14 protein-coding genes, 3 tRNA genes and 1 pseudogene are annotated in these 16,566 nt (G+C 38.9%); 8 read left to right on the top strand and 10 right to left on the bottom strand.

The features are described from left to right. Positions 1-4 precede the first annotated feature (4 nt). The 3 genes and pseudogenes from AC106S_RS21465 to AC106S_RS21455 form a co-directional block, all read left to right on the top strand. On the top strand, positions 5-1,213 hold the full coding sequence (locus AC106S_RS21465) for a cell surface protein (RefSeq protein ID WP_482441827.1): 1,209 nt from the start codon (positions 5-7) through the stop codon (positions 1,211-1,213). Positions 1,214-1,251: 38 nt separating this feature from the next. Continuing rightward, complete coding sequence (locus tag AC106S_RS21460; RefSeq protein ID WP_482441826.1) at positions 1,252-3,528, top strand: DUF5074 domain-containing protein; 2,277 nt, start codon at positions 1,252-1,254, stop codon at positions 3,526-3,528. 153 nt (positions 3,529-3,681) lie between these two features. Further along, positions 3,682-3,846, top strand: a pseudogene (locus AC106S_RS21455) (transposase); the annotation flags it as partial. Between the two features lie 38 nt (positions 3,847-3,884). On the opposite strand, the gene AC106S_RS21450 reads toward AC106S_RS21455, so the two are convergent. From AC106S_RS21450 to AC106S_RS21410, 9 genes are all read right to left on the bottom strand, one after another. Beyond that, positions 3,885-4,751: a T9SS type A sorting domain-containing protein gene (locus AC106S_RS21450; protein ID WP_482441824.1), complete on the bottom strand. Its 867-nt coding sequence runs from the start codon at positions 4,749-4,751 to the stop codon at positions 3,885-3,887. Positions 4,752-4,912: 161 nt separating this feature from the next. Further along, positions 4,913-5,698, bottom strand: a complete 786-nt coding sequence (locus AC106S_RS21445; RefSeq protein WP_482441822.1) for a T9SS type A sorting domain-containing protein — start codon at positions 5,696-5,698, stop codon at positions 4,913-4,915. Between the two features lie 264 nt (positions 5,699-5,962). Next, on the bottom strand, positions 5,963-6,547 hold the full coding sequence (locus AC106S_RS21440) for a hypothetical protein (RefSeq protein WP_482441821.1): 585 nt from the start codon (positions 6,545-6,547) through the stop codon (positions 5,963-5,965). Between the two features lie 279 nt (positions 6,548-6,826). Next, a tRNA-Glu gene (locus tag AC106S_RS21435) sits at positions 6,827-6,898 on the bottom strand. Positions 6,899-6,966: 68 nt separating this feature from the next. Then, positions 6,967-7,038 (bottom strand) — tRNA-Glu (locus AC106S_RS21430). A gap of 10 nt (positions 7,039-7,048) precedes the next feature. Next, positions 7,049-7,303, bottom strand: a complete 255-nt coding sequence (gene rpsT, locus AC106S_RS21425) for a 30S ribosomal protein S20 (RefSeq protein WP_482441820.1) — start codon at positions 7,301-7,303, stop codon at positions 7,049-7,051. A gap of 67 nt (positions 7,304-7,370) precedes the next feature. Next, positions 7,371-7,691 (bottom strand): hypothetical protein, encoded by a 321-nt coding sequence (locus AC106S_RS21420; protein WP_062700761.1) that lies wholly within the window; start codon positions 7,689-7,691, stop codon positions 7,371-7,373. 11 nt (positions 7,692-7,702) lie between these two features. Then, positions 7,703-7,777: transfer RNA gene (locus AC106S_RS21415), tRNA-Glu, on the bottom strand. 279 nt (positions 7,778-8,056) lie between these two features. After that, complete coding sequence (locus AC106S_RS21410) at positions 8,057-9,346, bottom strand: N-acetylmuramoyl-L-alanine amidase family protein (protein WP_482441818.1); 1,290 nt, start codon at positions 9,344-9,346, stop codon at positions 8,057-8,059. A gap of 53 nt (positions 9,347-9,399) precedes the next feature. Here AC106S_RS21410 and AC106S_RS21405 point away from each other — a divergent pair, with 53 nt between their 5' ends. The 3 genes from AC106S_RS21405 (at position 9,400) to AC106S_RS21395 (ending at position 12,891) form a co-directional block, all read left to right on the top strand. Then, complete coding sequence (locus AC106S_RS21405; RefSeq protein ID WP_482441816.1) at positions 9,400-11,985, top strand: putative LPS assembly protein LptD; 2,586 nt, start codon at positions 9,400-9,402, stop codon at positions 11,983-11,985. A gap of 70 nt (positions 11,986-12,055) precedes the next feature. Continuing rightward, positions 12,056-12,436, top strand: a complete 381-nt coding sequence (locus tag AC106S_RS21400) for a RidA family protein (protein ID WP_062700765.1) — start codon at positions 12,056-12,058, stop codon at positions 12,434-12,436. Next, positions 12,436-12,891: a hypothetical protein gene (locus tag AC106S_RS21395; RefSeq protein ID WP_482441815.1), complete on the top strand. Its 456-nt coding sequence runs from the start codon at positions 12,436-12,438 to the stop codon at positions 12,889-12,891. The genes AC106S_RS21400 and AC106S_RS21395 overlap by 1 nt, the downstream gene beginning before the upstream one ends. Positions 12,892-12,952: 61 nt before the next feature. Here AC106S_RS21395 and AC106S_RS21390 read toward each other — a convergent pair whose 3' ends face one another. Next, positions 12,953-14,482 (bottom strand): trypsin-like peptidase domain-containing protein, encoded by a 1,530-nt coding sequence (locus AC106S_RS21390; RefSeq protein ID WP_482441814.1) that lies wholly within the window; start codon positions 14,480-14,482, stop codon positions 12,953-12,955. A 335-nt stretch (positions 14,483-14,817) separates the two neighbouring features. On the opposite strand from AC106S_RS21390, the gene trhO reads away from it, so the two are divergent. After that, positions 14,818-16,173, top strand: coding sequence for an oxygen-dependent tRNA uridine(34) hydroxylase TrhO (gene trhO, locus AC106S_RS21385; protein WP_482441812.1), 1,356 nt, complete (start codon positions 14,818-14,820; stop codon positions 16,171-16,173). A gap of 12 nt (positions 16,174-16,185) precedes the next feature. Beyond that, on the top strand, positions 16,186-16,560 hold the full coding sequence (locus tag AC106S_RS21380; protein ID WP_482441810.1) for a VOC family protein: 375 nt from the start codon (positions 16,186-16,188) through the stop codon (positions 16,558-16,560). Positions 16,561-16,566: the final 6 nt, after the last annotated feature.

The following is a 16,566-nucleotide window of genomic DNA, read 5'->3' as shown; positions in this document are numbered from 1 at the left end:
AAAAATGGAAAGAAAATATTTAAATATTATAAAAACCGCACTTTTTTCTTCTGTTCTGTTAGGAACGGCAGCCTGTAAAAGTGACAGCGAAGAGATCGCGGAGGAAGTTACTTTCCCTTCAGAAGTACTGAAAGAATCCTATACGGTTGACAGGCTTAAACTGTTGAATATCGATCCGAAAATCGAAGGAAAGCTTACTTGGAGTATCAACGATTCTATTATTTCTGAAAATATACAGCTGGATTTTGTGAGTGCATATGTCAAAACATATCCCCTGACCCTGAAAGTGGAAGCAAAAGGCGCTGTAAAAACCTACAAATCTTCCATCATTGTGATGAAGGAAGCATCGCCTTACAGCAAATATATCACTAATGTTTTTGATTACCGGCCGGCCATAGGTCAGTTCATCAATGAGATGCCCGAATACCAGAACGGAAATACGGAAACGGACATGATCAGAAAGGCAAAAGAATCCCTTATCGGCGGAAATTCCACGATGATAAGTCTTGGCGGCTATGGCGGTTACGTTACTTTCGGTTTCGATCATACCATTCCGAATCTGGAAGGGAGAGATTTTAAAATTCTTGGAAATGCCTTCTGGGGAAATAGTGCCAATGCTACAAGATCCGGATCATGTGAGCCCGGAATTATTATGGTGGCCTATGATAAAAATAAAAACGGAAAACCGGACGAAGACGAATGGTACGAAATCGCCGGCAGTGAATATTTTAAAAATACCACTCTCAAAAATTACAGCATAACTTATTTCAAACCCAATGAAAATAAACCTCCCGTTCCCGGAAGTGAGTTTTGGCAGACTGATGTGGAGTACATCAGATGGCAGGATAATAATGGGACTTCTGGATTTAAAACTAAAAATACCTTCCATGCACAGAGCTATTATCCTTTATGGCTTTCCCAGGCTTCTTACAGCTTTACAGGAACCAGACTGAAAGATAATTTTTACGACCAGAGCGGAACGGGGGCTTATTGGGTAGGAACCTCCTATGATTACGGATATGCAGATAACGCGCCGAACAATGATGAGGCTTCCAATATCGATATTTCATGGGCAGTAGACAGGAACGGCAAGTACGTTAAGCTTCCGGGAATCGATTTTATTAAAGTATATACCGGAGTAAATCAGGAAGCCGGATGGCTGGGGGAAGTTTCTACTGAAGTAGCGGGAGCTTATGATTTACATCTCAATTAACAGATCAGAATATAAATCAGTTTAAAATAGTAAATACAATGAAAAAGTTTTATCTTTTTACAATGCTGATTCTGCTGACGTTCTTTACGAATGCACAGATTACAGTACAGGGCGTTCCCCGGAATGATATTCAGGGAACCAGCCAGCTTCATACTGCGTTAACCACCAATGTGAATTTCTCTGACATCCAGTTTTGGGTGGGAACAGGTTCTAATGAAGCTGCTTTTGTTGTACAGTGGAATGACAGCAAAAATCCGGATGCACTGGTGTGGGGATACCGGTGGAACGGAAATGCAACCGGAGAAGATATGCTGAAAGCTATTGCCCAGGCAGATCACCGTTTTTTCTCACTTCTTTATCAGGGAACCCCGTTTGGAACTGCAGTCGGAGGTTTGGGCTTTGACCTGAACGGACAGAATACCAATGCTCTCTATAAAGACGGAAATACAACCTATCCGCTTTACCCTGCGAATGGTATCATTAATACAACTGCATATGATTTTGACAGCTATACAGCAGCTGATATCAATGATCACTGGCAATCCGGATGGACTACCAACGGATACTGGTCATACTGGGTGAAAGATCCCACAGATGCTGATTTTGGTTATTCAGGAGTTGGGGCTTCTTCCCGTACGCTGCAGAATGGTTCCTGGGATGTGTGGAATTTTAACCCTTCTTTTGAAACGATCCCGATCTCTTCTACCATGACTCCGGTTTCACCTTATGTAACTTCAACAGATTTTGCCAATGGATTCTTTATGGTAAATGAAGACTGGTTCGGGCATACCAACGGCTCTGTGAATTTTGTACATAACAACGGCCAGATCAGTTACCGTGTTTACAGCAATGCCAACAATAATCAGGCTTTCGGAGCGACTACCCAGTACGGAACTATTTACGGAGACAAATTCTACTTTATCTCTAAACAGGCAGCAGACGGGAATGATACTCAGTATACCCCTGGTGGAAGACTGGTGGTCGCCAATGCACAGACGATGCAGAAAATTGCCGGATTCAATGATATTGGAGGCGGAGACGGAAGATCTTTTGTAGGAGTGAATGAACACAAAGGGTATATCGGTGCTTCTAACGGGATTTATACATTTAATATCGATAATCTTCAGGTTGGAGGTTTAATTGCCGGAACCGGTGGAGGAAGCCAGTATGCAGGACAGATCGGGAATATGATCCGTACCTCGAAATATGTATTTGCTGTAAAACAGTCTGCGGGAATATTGGTGATTAATCCTGATACTGATGCTGTCGTTTCTACGATTTCAGGAGCCTATCACTCCGTTGTTCAGGCTAAAGACGGAAGTGTTTGGGCTATTCAGGATCAGAAGCTGGTGAATATTGACCAGAATTCTTTGGCCGCAACAGTTTATAATATTCCTGCCACAAAATATCTGGGGTCATGGGGGGCATGGAATGCCGGAAGCTTTACTGCAAGTACCCGACAGAATGTACTGTACTGGATCAATTCGGTAAACAGCTTTGTTTCCGGAACACAGATTGTAAAATTTGACGTGGACAGCAAAACATTCAATGAGAATTTTGCCGTTATTCCGGGACAGACCGGGCAGTTCAAACAGATTCCTTATGGAGCTGCACTGCGTGTGAATCCGGTAACTGATGAATTAATTCTTAACACTACCGAAAGTGGTTTTGGAGCCCACTACCAGAAAAACTGGATCCATACTTTTGATGCCGCAGGTACTCTTACCAATACCAAAACACTTAATGATTATTACTGGTTCCCTGCTGTGACAGTATTTCCGGATAATAATGCTCCGGTTATAAGTACTGCATTCCCTTCACAGGTTTCTGCAGGAACCGTAACAGCAATTGACCTGAAAACAGCTGTTGCCGATGAGGATAATATAAGTGCTTCAGTAGTGAAGACCGTGAAATCAAATTCTAATCCGGCTGTTGTTTCTGCAACGATCAACTCAAATGAAGAACTTATTCTTACTCCGCTTTCCAATGGAAATTCAAATGTAGTGATCAGCTTCAACTCCAATGGAAAATTGGTTGAAAAAACACTGACCGTAAACGCCACGACTGCCAGCCTTGCTACTGCAGAAGTGAAAAAAACTGAATTCAGCATCTATCCGAATCCAGTTTCCGATTTCCTGAATATCAAAACCACAGATAAGGTTCTTAATGTTTCTGTTTACGATTTCTCAGGAAAACAGGTTAATGCAACGTTCCAGAACGGGCAGATCAATGTAAGCATGCTTCCGGACGGGATGTATATTCTGAAAGCAGTTACAGATAAAGCGGTTTATCAGCAGAAACTGATTAAAAAATAATCATAACCACTCATTTTTTTCAATAGGAAGAGACTGTTTAAAAAGCCTTCCAATAATAATCCCCGAACTGTAAAGTTTCGGGGATTTTTTTGATGTCTGTTCTTAAACGGTTATTTTTAAGGTGTACCCGGACAATCATCTCCGGATGATTAAATCTTATTCTATGCCTGTTTCAATACTATTTATTCCTGTCGGAAAATGGAGAAAGCTTCTGGAGAGAATATTTATTTCATGCGGCTTTCGGTCAATAGCACACCGGATTACCGAACGATTAATTTTTTCTATACAAAGCCGGAGAAGAATAAACTAAAATGCATAAAAAGAGGTTGACCTTTCTGGAAAGCCCACTTAAGGATTTATTTTACCATAACTTTACTTGTATAAGTTTTGTTTTCTTTTGTCTGAAGTTTCAGAATGTAGATCCCTTCGGGAAGTCTTGCTTCAAAAGTATTGGTATTGAGCCTGGAGCGGAAAACTTCTTTACCTGAAATGCCGGTTAATGTGACCTCTGAGCCGGAGGTTTCAATATCTTTATCTAAAGTAAATATTCCATCTTTGTTGTAAACCAATATATTGTCTGTCCGGTTCTGATAGTTTTGATATTGGTAAGCATAATAGACTCTAAGTTCATTAACTGGTTGATAGCCATGAATAAGAAGATCAGCTGTTGTTATGTTTGATCTTCGTTTTTCTATCACGACGCGGTCACAAGGATCGATACTTGTACATGGTATCTCAATCTCGCCTCTGGTAGGGTCAGGTCCTCCAAGTTTTAGTATTCTATCAAAAATGTATTTGTAGGCAAATGACGGAGCTGTTGTATATAGACGTATATCTTTAAGGGTGTTTTCAGACAAAGGGGTTCCGTTGTTAGTGCCAATGCCAATAATAATTCTATTAGTGTTGTTGTCGGTGTTTGTATTACTGAAAATCAAAGCTTGATTAATTTCTGCAAATTTTTCATACTTGTAATCAATTTTTAAAACAGAATAATCATTCTCATTATCTCCTATTGCGTTAAGCGGATTGATCACTTCTGCACATTTTTCAGGCTTTGGTCCTTCTCCTGGGAAGAATAATGAACGGCAGGCAGGGTCTGTGACGTGCACTTCACTGATTACATAATGTCTGATAACGGTCTGTGCGAAGAATGCAGTGTTCATCAGAAGCAGGAAAAAAGCAAATAGGGTTGCTTTTATTCTTAATAATAAATAGGTTTTCATAGGTTTGAATTTTTTGGTTTTTGTGTGGATCTATTATATTGTTTATTGTATAGATATTTTTATAATGTATTTTATGAACACCTGGCCTGTGGTTAATTCTTTATTATAAATTACGGGCAAAAAAACGGCAGCCTTTAAAGACTGCCGGTTTCGTTAATTATTTATTTAATCATGATTTTTTTAGAATATGTTTTTCCTTCTTTAGTTTGAAGGGTCATAAAGTAGACACCCTCCGGCTGTCTCGCTTCAAAGGTATTGGACTTTAAGAAAGCATTGAGTACCTCTCTTCCTGAAGTATTGGTCAGGGTAACTTTTGATCCTTCAAAAGAATCATCACCGGTCAGTGTAATCTGCCCGTTTTGGCTGTGGGCCATAAAATTGATGAACGGATCTTTGTACTGATAAGCGTAATAGATTCTCAGAGCACCGTTCACACTGAGTAAACCTCCGTTTAGATTTATTTTGATCCGGTCATAAGGCTTGTTCATTGTAAGCTCAATTTCCCCTTTACTCGGGTCTGTACCTCCAAGTTTGATCGCATTGTTGTTAAGGTTCTGATAATCATTGTTGGATACATCACCATTAAATGTTTCGATGGATATTCCGCTGATAAGCTGTGCAGACAGCATCGTCAGATCCGATCCTATACCAATGACAAGTTTATTGGTGTTGGATGCAATGTTGGTGGAAGGGAAGAGTAAAACCTGTTCTGTTCTGGCTAATAATCCTACGGAAACCTGAAGGGTAGAATAGTCATCCTCATTGCTTCCTACTGCGTTTTGTGGATTTAATACTCCGCAACCCAGGCAGACTCCGACAACCTGATTAGTCTGACCGCTTGCATAGATTTTAGTGATCTGGGCGAAAGATGTGCCCGTCAGAAAAAGAGTAGAAGCCAATATTACTGTTTTCTTCATCAACTGGCTTACAAATAAATTTGCTTTCATATGTTAAAATTTAGTTTTCTGGTTTGGTTAGTACAAATGTAAACATAAAATAATTATGTTAAATAAAATATTTCATAATTGTGTGATTATTTAATATTGACAGGATATAACCGATTAATTTTGTTTTTAGTTTAAAATTTTAAAGATGAATCGTTTTAGTATACCATAAGTGCTGCAAAAAAATGAATCCGGCAGTTTTCTTAACAGCCGGATTCTGGATGATTATGTAACGGATATTTTTTGAGAGAGAAAGAGGGGCTGGGGCTAATTTATGATCAGCCAGCTGCTGTTTTTTTCTTCAGCATTTTTAATACGTAATGGTTTAAAGCTTCTGAAATCTGATGTCTCGTATTCCAGTTCATACAGATCGCTGCCGTTTACAGATCCTTTTTTTATGGCAACAAGATTAACGGTCAGCAGGTACTTGCCATTTTTCTGTTTTCTGATAAATTCAGCATCATAAGTCCTTCCGCTTACAGCATTAAAATCAAACGAGTGGTTAGCCGGTGCATATTTTTCAAGACGGGCTAAAAAATCGTTTGATCCGGGAATGGTAATTATTTCTTTCAGTTTATTTTTTTCTATCCTGAAATGCTGTGAAGTGGAAAAACTTCCACGGTCATTTCTCCAGCTGATGATTTCACCGGGAATACATTCTGTCATAATGATGGCTTCATTGGGTTCTGCTCCTGCCAGTTTTGAGAACTCTTCAAGAACGGGTTTCGGGTATTTTTTATACCTGAAATTTTTTTGAATTTCTGAAACTTTTGGATTGGCGGTAGTTTCAAAGCTTTGGGCAAAAAATGGGAAACTTACCCATAAAGAAGTAATGAGGAATATTTTTTTCATGGATCTGTCTTTTGAGAAGAATGTATAGTTTAAACCAAATTTAAATATTGTTATTAAAATTTACAAATTAAAACAGGATAACTTTAAAATATTTATCACAATGATGAGAAAATTAATTCTGTTCAAAAAACTGAAACCGGGGGAGAATATATCTTCTGTAATACGGTTGGCGGCGGGTGTTGAAAAAAAGTCTCAATAGATAATTGAGTTCAGTAAAGGCTCTGTAATTTATCGGGAAACTATAAAAACAAAAAAGGACTTTATAAAAAAGTCCTTTTGTAGCCCGTAGGGGAATCGAACCCCTCTTACCAGAATGAAAATCTGAGGTCCTAACCGATAGACGAACGGGCCCTCTATCTTCCACCGAGTGAAATCAGTGTGTTAGTTTTGTTTTTATAAGTATCAACTCTTAAAATTTGTAGCCCGTAGGGGAATCGAACCCCTCTTACCAGAATGAAAATCTGAGGTCCTAACCGATAGACGAACGGGCCTACTATATTATTACGCTAACTTATTAACGTGTTTTGTTAATTTGCTTTTCAAGTTAGCCGCTTTGTTCTTGTGGATAATGTTTTTCTTAGCCAATTTATCCAATAAAGCAATAACTTTTGGCAGTTGCTCTGTTGCAGCAGCTTTATCTTCCTCATTTCTCAAGACTTTAATTGCAGTTCTTGCAGTCTTGTGATAGTATCTGTTACGAAGTCTTTTAGTTTCGTTTTGTCTAATTCTCTTTAATGCTGATTTATGATTTGCCATATCGTTCAAATGTGAGTGCAAAACTATAAACTTTTTTTTAAACTACCAAATTTATTTTCAGAAATTTTTAATTTTCTTCTGACAGGTACTTTCTGAGTTTATCTATTGCTTGTTCTATTTTTAAATTTTCCTGTTCTTTTTCAATTTTTTTGATCGTGTTTCCCAACATGATCATAGCATTGTTCCATTCTCCAGTAGTATTGGTGAAAGTAAGGTTATCTATTGTCACTTCAAAAGCAACCCTTTCTCCGGTCCTGTAAAGTCTGAAACTTATTTTATCATCCCTGCCTGTAATCCCGTCTTCATTGATTTGTAAATCATAACTTTTTGGGTTAGAGTGGATTTTCTTAAAAAGCAATTTCGCTTCTTGTATTTTTAAATCCGGCATGATATCAAATTTGGTAGCCTATAGGGGAATCGAACCCCTGTTGCAAGAATGAAAATCTTGAGTCCTAACCACTAGACGAATAGGCCAAATTTTGAGGTTGCAAAAGTAATAATTAAGTTCTTAATTTCAAAATTATTTTTAATATTCCTTATGTTTTTTCAGACGTGTAAATTTTAAATAATTGATTACTATATTATTAATGATCCCTCTTTTATGGAGATATTGGGGCAGCTTCGATGCAGTAAAGAAGCCGGATATTTAATGAAACATAAATTTAGAATGAGTTTGGAATAAAACATGCCCGGTCCGGAAACAAAAAAGCGACTGTAATGTACAGCCGCTTTTTGTATGGTCACCCGATGTCATTATTTATACACCTTTTGTATTACCGTATTCTTGATACCCTTTGCTTCAAGCTCTTTCTGAAGTTTTACAGCATCTTCCAGCGTGTATACTTTTCCATAAGTATAGTAGAATATACCGCTGTCTTTATTTCTTTCCACATCTTTAAGGGTCTGAAGGATAAATGAATTTCCATTCAGCTTTTCGCCGGTATATACTTCTATGGTGTAGTATCCGGTAAGAAGTTTCTGGTTTGGCATAAATCCTACTGCAAAGGCATTTCTGAAGCCTGCATCTTTAGCCGTTCTCAGGTTGATGTCTTTTACGGAAGCCATATTGGTTACGCCGTAATAATATTTATACTGTCCGTTTTCTTTGAGAGGAAGGATGTAGTTCAGTCCTTTTAGCGCCGGATCTCCGTCATTGTATTTGGTAGGAGAGCTCATCAGTAATATTCTGAAGTCGTTTTTCAGTGGAGATTCAGCTGGTTTTTCGGGTTCAGGTTTTTTTACCGCAACAGGTCCTCCTGATTTTCTGTCAAGTGCTTTTTTATAATTGATCACTGCATTGTAGATGTTTTCTGCTACTTCATCTTTTCCTTTGTCAGAATTCAGATACTGGGCATCTTCATAATTATTCACGAATCCGGTTTCTATCAGAACAGAAGGCATGGCACTTCTTCTCAGAATGTGAAGATTTTCCTGTTTCACCCCTCTTGAAAAACGGCCGCTTGCCGCAAAATTATTTTCAATAAAGCTTCCGATGGTCAAACTGTTTTCCAGATATTTACTTTGCTGGATTTTAAGGGCAATTAAGGATTCCGGAGAAGAAGCATCATAAGAGGCAAATGTTTCCTTATCTTTTTCGTCAAGGTAGATTACGCTGTTTTCCTGTTTGGCTACCTCTAAATTTTCCCTGTTCTGGGCAGGCCCCTGAACAAAGGTTTCTGTTCCTTTCGCTGTGGCGGATCTGCTTGGCGAAGAGTTAACGTGTACAGAGATAAATAAATCCGCTTTATTTCTGTTGGCAATATTGGTTCTGTCCGTCAATGATGGATATTCATCAATCTTACGGGTATAGATTACTTTGAAATCCCTGTTTTTTTCCAGCATGGCTCCCAGTTTCAGAACAATGCCTAAAGTGACATCCTTCTCCATGACCACTCCCAGGTCCGGATAATTCCTGGTCGCCCCATGATCACCACCCCCGTGCCCGGCATCTAAAACGATGATAAATTTCTTTTGGGAAAAAATAAAGGTGCTGGTAAGGATAAGGAGAAATGATAAAATTATTTTAAAATTTTGTTTGCGCATCTTACAGTTTTAAAAATTATATTAATTTTGAGCCTTAATTATATAGAATAAAATTGGCCAAAACCGTCCTCAAAAATATATTACAAATTTTAATTATCCTAATTTTTAACAATTTTTTAGCACAGAAAACCCCTGAAAAATTGCCTAAAAATGCGGTTAATGATACTATTTCCAAAAAGGATACCATTGTTGTAAAGAAAGAAGCTTTAGAAGATGTTCTTCGTACAAAAGCCGATGAGCAGAGAAGGGATGTCCCTAAAAAAATGACATTTCTCATTAAAAGAGCTCAGGTGAAATACCAGGATATGCAGATCGATGCGGATTATATTTCTATTGATGATAATAAAAATGTGATCTACGCACGTGGAAAACTGGATTCATTAGGAAAGATCATTGAGCCTGTAATCACTATGCAGGGCGGAAAAAAGTATGAAACGAACGAGTTCAGCTATAATACCAAAACCAGACAGGCTATTGCTTTCAATGCCAGAACTGAAGAAAGTGAAGGGGTAATTACCGCACAGAAAACCAAAAAGTATAACGATTCCGTTTTTGCCATGAGGAATGCGGATTATACTACCGATGATTATTATATCAAGAAAAAAGATACGGCATCGGATTACTTTATGCGGGCTTCCAACATTAAGCTGATCAAATCCAAAGAAAAATCCCAGATCGTTACGGGACCTATCCAGATGTATATAGAACAGGTTCCCACACCTTTAATCCTTCCGTTTGCCGTTCTTCCGTTTTCAGCTAAAAGAGCTGCCGGAATCCTGATCCCGAGTTTCGGGGAAAGGGAAGATGTAGGGTTCTTCCTCAACGGACTTGGCTATTATCAGCCTATTGGGGAACATTTTGACCTTAAAGTGCTTGCAGATATCTATACCAAAGGAAGCTGGAACTTACGTCCGCAAATGAATTATCTGAAAAAATACAGATATTCGGGAAGCTTTACGGCAGATATCGGAACCATGATCAGAGGCATCAAAGGACTGGAGGATTATACCAAAAACAGTACATACAGAATTACCTGGAATCATTCACAGGATACGAAAGCCAATCCGTTCCTTACCTTCAGTGCTTCTGTGGATATTGTAAGTACTAAATTTTATAACAATCCGCTGAACAACAACTATATTTTCAACCAGAACGTCCTGAATACCCAGCAGAACTCAACGGTAACCCTTACCAAGAGATTCCTGAAGCTGCCTGTGACGATCACCGGAACGGCTTCGTATGCACAGAACTTTGCTACCGGGCTGTCGGACCTTCGTCTTCCTCAGATGAATGTGGCCATTAACCAGTTTTATTTGTTCAAATCCAAAACAGGGGTAAGACAGGGGCTTCTTGAAAATATTACGGTAAATACAGGTTTCAACCTGACCAATTTTGTCAATACCCAGGAAAATGAGCTTTTCACCAAAGCCATGTGGGATAAAATGCAGACAGGCCTTAAAAATAATATTGCTATTGGAACCAATACTACGCTGGCAAAGTATTTTACCTTCAGTTTAAGTGCCAATATTGATAATGCCTTAACGACAAAAACGCTGAACAAGTATTATGATCCTGTGAAAAATGTGGAAGTGGACGAAATACAGAAAAATATAGCCGGATACTCTATTTTCTCTACAACAGCAAGCCTTCAGACAATCCTGTATGGAGGGATGAAGTTTAAAAAAGGATCTGTCATACAGGCGGTAAGACACATGGTGACCCCAAGTATCGGATTCACATATTCTCCGGATTTCGGAAGCCCGAATTTCGGATATTATAAAAACTTCTATAATGCCCAGGGAGCGCTTACACCTTATTCAATCTTCGAAAAAGGAATTGTAGGAACACCACCAACTGGAATGCAGGGAGCTTTAGGGTTTAATATCGGTAACAATATTGAAATGAAAGTAAGATCTAAGCAAGATTCTACGGGAGTAAAGAAGGTGAAAATCTTCGAATCCCTGAATCTCTCCGGAAGCTATAACTTTGCAGCGAAAACGCACCCGTGGTCTGTATTTTCAATCAGTGGACAGTCCTCTTTCTTCAACAATAAGCTAAGCGTTAATACAAGTCTTGCTTTAGAGCCGTATAGAATTGCTTTTGCTCCAGGGCAGGACGTGGGGGTAAGAACTGAAGATTTCGGACATTTCAGCGTACAGGGCTTCAATGTTCAGTTATCATATCCTCTGAGCAGCGAACTGTTCGGAGAAAAGACAGATTATGCTAAAAAATACGCAGCAAAAGGGGAGGTGAGAAACGAAAATTATTATTTTGACGATGATAATTATGCTCACTTCGACCAGGCATGGACCTTGAATGTAAATGCCAATTATGCCTATTCAAAAGGAACTTCCAGATTGGGAAATAAAATTGCTTCAATAGGGCTGGACGGAAGCATTAAGCTTACCCCTTACTGGAATATCAACGGAAGTACCCACTACGACCTTGTAACCAAAGAACTGGCCTATACAAGGATTGGATTTGCAAGAGATCAGCGAAGTTTTACGATCAATTTCAACTGGGTGCCTTTCGGACAGTATAAAGTATATGACTTCTTTATCGGGATCAAAGCCAATATCTTAAGTGATGCGCTGAAGTATAAAGACAGAAGCTTTACACAGCCTAACGCACCTTTCTAAGATCGGATTGGGATTTGAAAATATAAATTTTATATTTGCATCCAAATAAATTCTAATAAAACAGATTCTAATGAAACAAATAATCAACACAGTGAATGCTCCTGCAGCTATCGGACCTTATTCTCAGGCTAATATGGCCAACGGGGTATTGTATATTTCAGGACAGATTCCTGTAGATCCTGCCACGGGTAAACTGGTAGAAGGAATTGAAAAAGAAACCCATCAGGTAATGAAAAACCTTGAAGCCATCCTTACAGAAGCAGGAATGACCTTTAAAAATGTTGTAAAGGCTACCATCTTTTTGAAAAGTATGGACGATTTTGCTGTAATGAATGATATTTATGCATCATATCTGGATGCAGACAGCTATCCTGCACGTGAAACGGTACAGGTATCATGTCTGCCAAAGAACGTTGATATTGAAATTTCTATGATTGCACATCAGGATTAATGAACTTTATAAGAAATACAATTGCGGTGCTCGTAGGTCTTGGTATAGCAGGGCTTATTATTACTCTTGGTATAAGAGCGTTTCCGCAATGGGTCACTTTCGAAGCTTTTGCTCCTTTTGAGCATTGGCAGCGTTTTCTTTACAGCATGAAGAACGATAATGCCTTTTTTGGGTTCCTTCTGTTTATTTCAGGATTGGGAACCACCATTGGAGGAGTTGCTACGGCACTTATTGTAAAATACGCCAAGGTGGCATATGCCATCCTTATCGGTTTTATTATGCTTTTTATCGCCATGCTGGATGTTATTATATTTCCGTATCATCCTACTTTTTACAAGATCTCTATTTTCCTTACGTTTTTTCCGTTTTCATGGATAGGAGGAAAGATTGTGGAAGTTATTTATGAACGGAATAAAAAGAAAAGGATCGCTGAGAAAATGAACAAAAACAAATAAAAAAACGCTGCATTTTTTGCAGCGTTTTTTGTTAATATGAAAAGACTGTTTCCGGTATTCATTAAGGCATTCTGAATCCTTTGGTATAGATTCTTCCGTAGTCGTCCACAAATTTTACCTGCACATTTCCCTGATACTTCTCCAGGATCTTTTCTATATCTTTTTGTGAATTTACCGGCTTTCCGTTGATCTCTATAATGATGTAGTTGTCTACAATCCCTATTTTCGCCATTTCTCCGCCTTCAGCCACTCCTTTGGCAACCACACCGCTGTTCAGTCCGTATTCTGTTTTGAATCTTTCCGTAAGAGGGTCAAACTCAGCACCGATCTTTTCAGTAACGCTAAGGTCTGCTTTTGTACGGGTAGACGTACCTCCTTTCTGATCTCTGAGGGTTACGGATGTAGTGGCATCTTTTCCGTTTCTGGAGTAGGTTACCTGAACTTTATCACCAGGGCGCTTGCTTCCGATGGACATGGAAAGATCCGCAAAATCACTGATGTCATAGTTGTCTATTTTGGTAATGATATCTCCTTTTTTCAGTCCGGCATCTTCAGCACCGCTGTTTTCTCCAAATCCTGTTACATACACTCCGGCACCTACCTTCAGACTTGTTTTGTTCTGTCTGTTGTAAGCCTGAACCAGCTGGTCATTGGATAAGTCTAAAGACTGGATTCCCAGGAATCCTCTCTGTACAATCCCGAATTTCTTGATATCCTCAACGATCTTTCTTGCCAGATTGGAAGGAACCGCAAATCCGTACCCCTGATAATATCCTGTTGTAGACTGGATGGCAGAGTTGATCCCGATAAGATCGCCGGCTACATTCACCAGCGCACCTCCTGAGTTACCCGGATTGATCGCTGCATCGGTCTGAATAAAGCTTTCAATAGGATTAGCTGCTTTTCCCTGGCTTCCCAGGATTCCGATTCCTCTTCCTTTTGCTGAAACGATCCCTGCCGTTACAGTAGAGTTAAGACCAAGCGGGTTTCCTACGGCAAGTACCCATTGTCCTACCTCAATATTGTCGGAATTGGCGAAATTCAGGTAAGGGAGACCTTTTTCTTCAATTTTCAATAAAGAGATATCTGTATTGGGGTCTGTTCCTACCAAAGTAGCGATATATGATTTTTTGTTGCTTAATACCACTTCCAGTTTATTGGCACCTGCTACAACGTGATTGTTCGAAATAATGTATCCGTCAGGAGAGATTATCACCCCGGAACCCATTCCTGAAGGCATATTATCCGGAGCCTGCTGCTGCCTTTGCCGCTGTTGTCCTCTTCCTCCGAAAGGATCTCCGAAGAAGAAGTCGAACAGATCCTGCTCAGAGGCTCTGCTGGTTGTTCTGCTCTGATAATTTTTGATGGTTACCACAGCCGGAACCGTTGTTTTGGATGCTTTTACAAAGTCATCACCCACAGCTCCCGTATTCATTCCTACAAATGATGCATTAGGTGCTGATGCAGTAAAAAAAGACTGGTCACCATTATTATTATGCTGACCGAAATATTGTATTGTCCCAACGGTAGTAGCTCCTGAGACAACTCCCACTACTGCAAATGGTAATAGTTTTTTTAAAGTACTCTTCATTGTATATCTTTCTTTTTTTATGTATTAATTTCTGTTTTATTGTAAGCAAATTTAATGCTAAATAAGTATGCAATTCATGCTAAGTGTTTCAATTTTAACTAAAATTTAACGGCTATTGTGTGATTTTATATATTATGTCATAATTGCAGCAGTTCCAATTAACAAAACTTAAAAAATTATTAAAAGAATATGGACGATATGTCCTGTACAAGGTACGATGTAAAAATAAAATGACAAAATGTTACCTTATAAGGCTACTTTATTCTTCTGCGGATGTTTTCCCGGAAAATGTCTATCTTTGCAAAAATATTTTTCTCACTTAAAACGTTTATAGCATGCAACTGTATAACACCTTAAGCGCAGAAGAAAGAGCAAAGCTTATTGATGAAGCCGGTAAAGATCGTCTTACCCTGTCTTTCTATGCGTATGCCAAAATTGAAGATCCCAAAAAATTTCGCGATGAACTGTTTATAGCCTGGAACGCCCTTGATGCTCTTGGCCGTATTTATGTTGCCCATGAAGGAATCAATGCTCAGATGAGTGTTCCTGCGGACCAGTTTGAGGCTTTTCGGGATACGCTCGAGGTCTACGATTTTATGAAAGGAATCCGTTTGAACGTAGCTGTGGATCAGGACAACTATTCCTTTTTAAAACTGACTGTAAAAGTCAGAAATAAAATCGTTGCGGATGGTTTGAATGATGATACTTTTGATGTTACCAATAAAGGAATCCACTTAAAAGCACAGGAATTTAATGATCTGCTTGAAGATCCGAATACCATTGTAGTTGATTTCAGAAACCATTACGAAAGTGAAGTGGGCCATTTTGAAGGAGCAATTACTCCTGATGTGGAAAATTTCAGGGAAAGCCTGCCGATTATCAACGACCAGCTGCAGGATTATAAAGAAGATAAAAACCTGTTGATGTACTGTACAGGCGGAATCCGTTGCGAAAAAGCCAGTGCTTACTTCAAACACCAGGGTTTTAAAAACGTATATCAGCTGGAAGGAGGAATCATTGAATATACCCGCCAGATCAAAGAAGAAGGAATCAAAAGCAAATTCATCGGAAAGAATTTTGTGTTTGATCACCGTCTGGGAGAAAGAATTACTGATGATATTATTTCACAGTGCCACCAGTGCGGGAAACCTTGTGATAACCATACCAACTGTGCCAATGATGCCTGTCACCTACTGTTCATCCAGTGTGACGAATGTAAAGCCGCTATGGAAAACTGCTGCTCTACGGAATGTCTGGATATCATTCATCTGCCTTTGGAAGAACAGGTGAAACTGAGAAAAGGACTGCAGGTTGGAAATAAAGTCTTCAGAAAAGGAAAATCCGATGCTCTGAAGTTTAAAAATTCAGGGGATTTATCTGCAAAACCTTTGGCCAAAGCGGAAACAAAGAATATCCGGCAGAAAATCGCTGTCAAAAAAACCTTGATCGGTAAAGCGGAACATTATTACTCAAAATCAAAGATTGCCCAGTTTTTAATTGAGAATAATGAACTTTCAGTAGGGGATAGAATCCTGATTTCAGGACCTACTACCGGAGAGCAGGAAATTACTGTTACTGAAATGTATGTACAAGGCGGTCCTTGTGAAACAGCAAAAACAGGAGATCAGATTACTTTTGAACTTCCGTTCAGAGTTCGCTTGTCTGATAAGTTGTATAAAATTTTATCCTAAAAAATACCTGTCATGTCCGGAATTATTTCTTCAGCTTCCCAATTGGTGGTTTCAGATGTTCAGAATACCATTCGTTTTTATGAGAAAATCGGGTTTACGGTTCTGAATTTTTTAGAGGAAAATGGGTGTAAAGTATATGGAATTGTTGTAAAAGATCATTTCCAGATCCATCTCATTGAATCGAAAAAAGAAAACCTTCACTTTAATGAAGACCTGAATCCTCTGGCGGCTGATCTTATCCTCTGGATTCCGGAGATTGAAGAATTTTACAGGGAAATGATACAGCTTGAAATTGAGATCTCTGAACCGATTACGAAAAGGATATACGGTAATACAGAATTTTCATTTAAAGATATAGACGGTCATAAAATATTAGTCTGCGATTAATTAATA

This window comes from Chryseobacterium sp. FR054, assembly GCF_056844565.1.
Note: the sequence above shows the minus strand (reverse complement) of the source record. Positions and strands in the feature narration are given on the sequence as shown.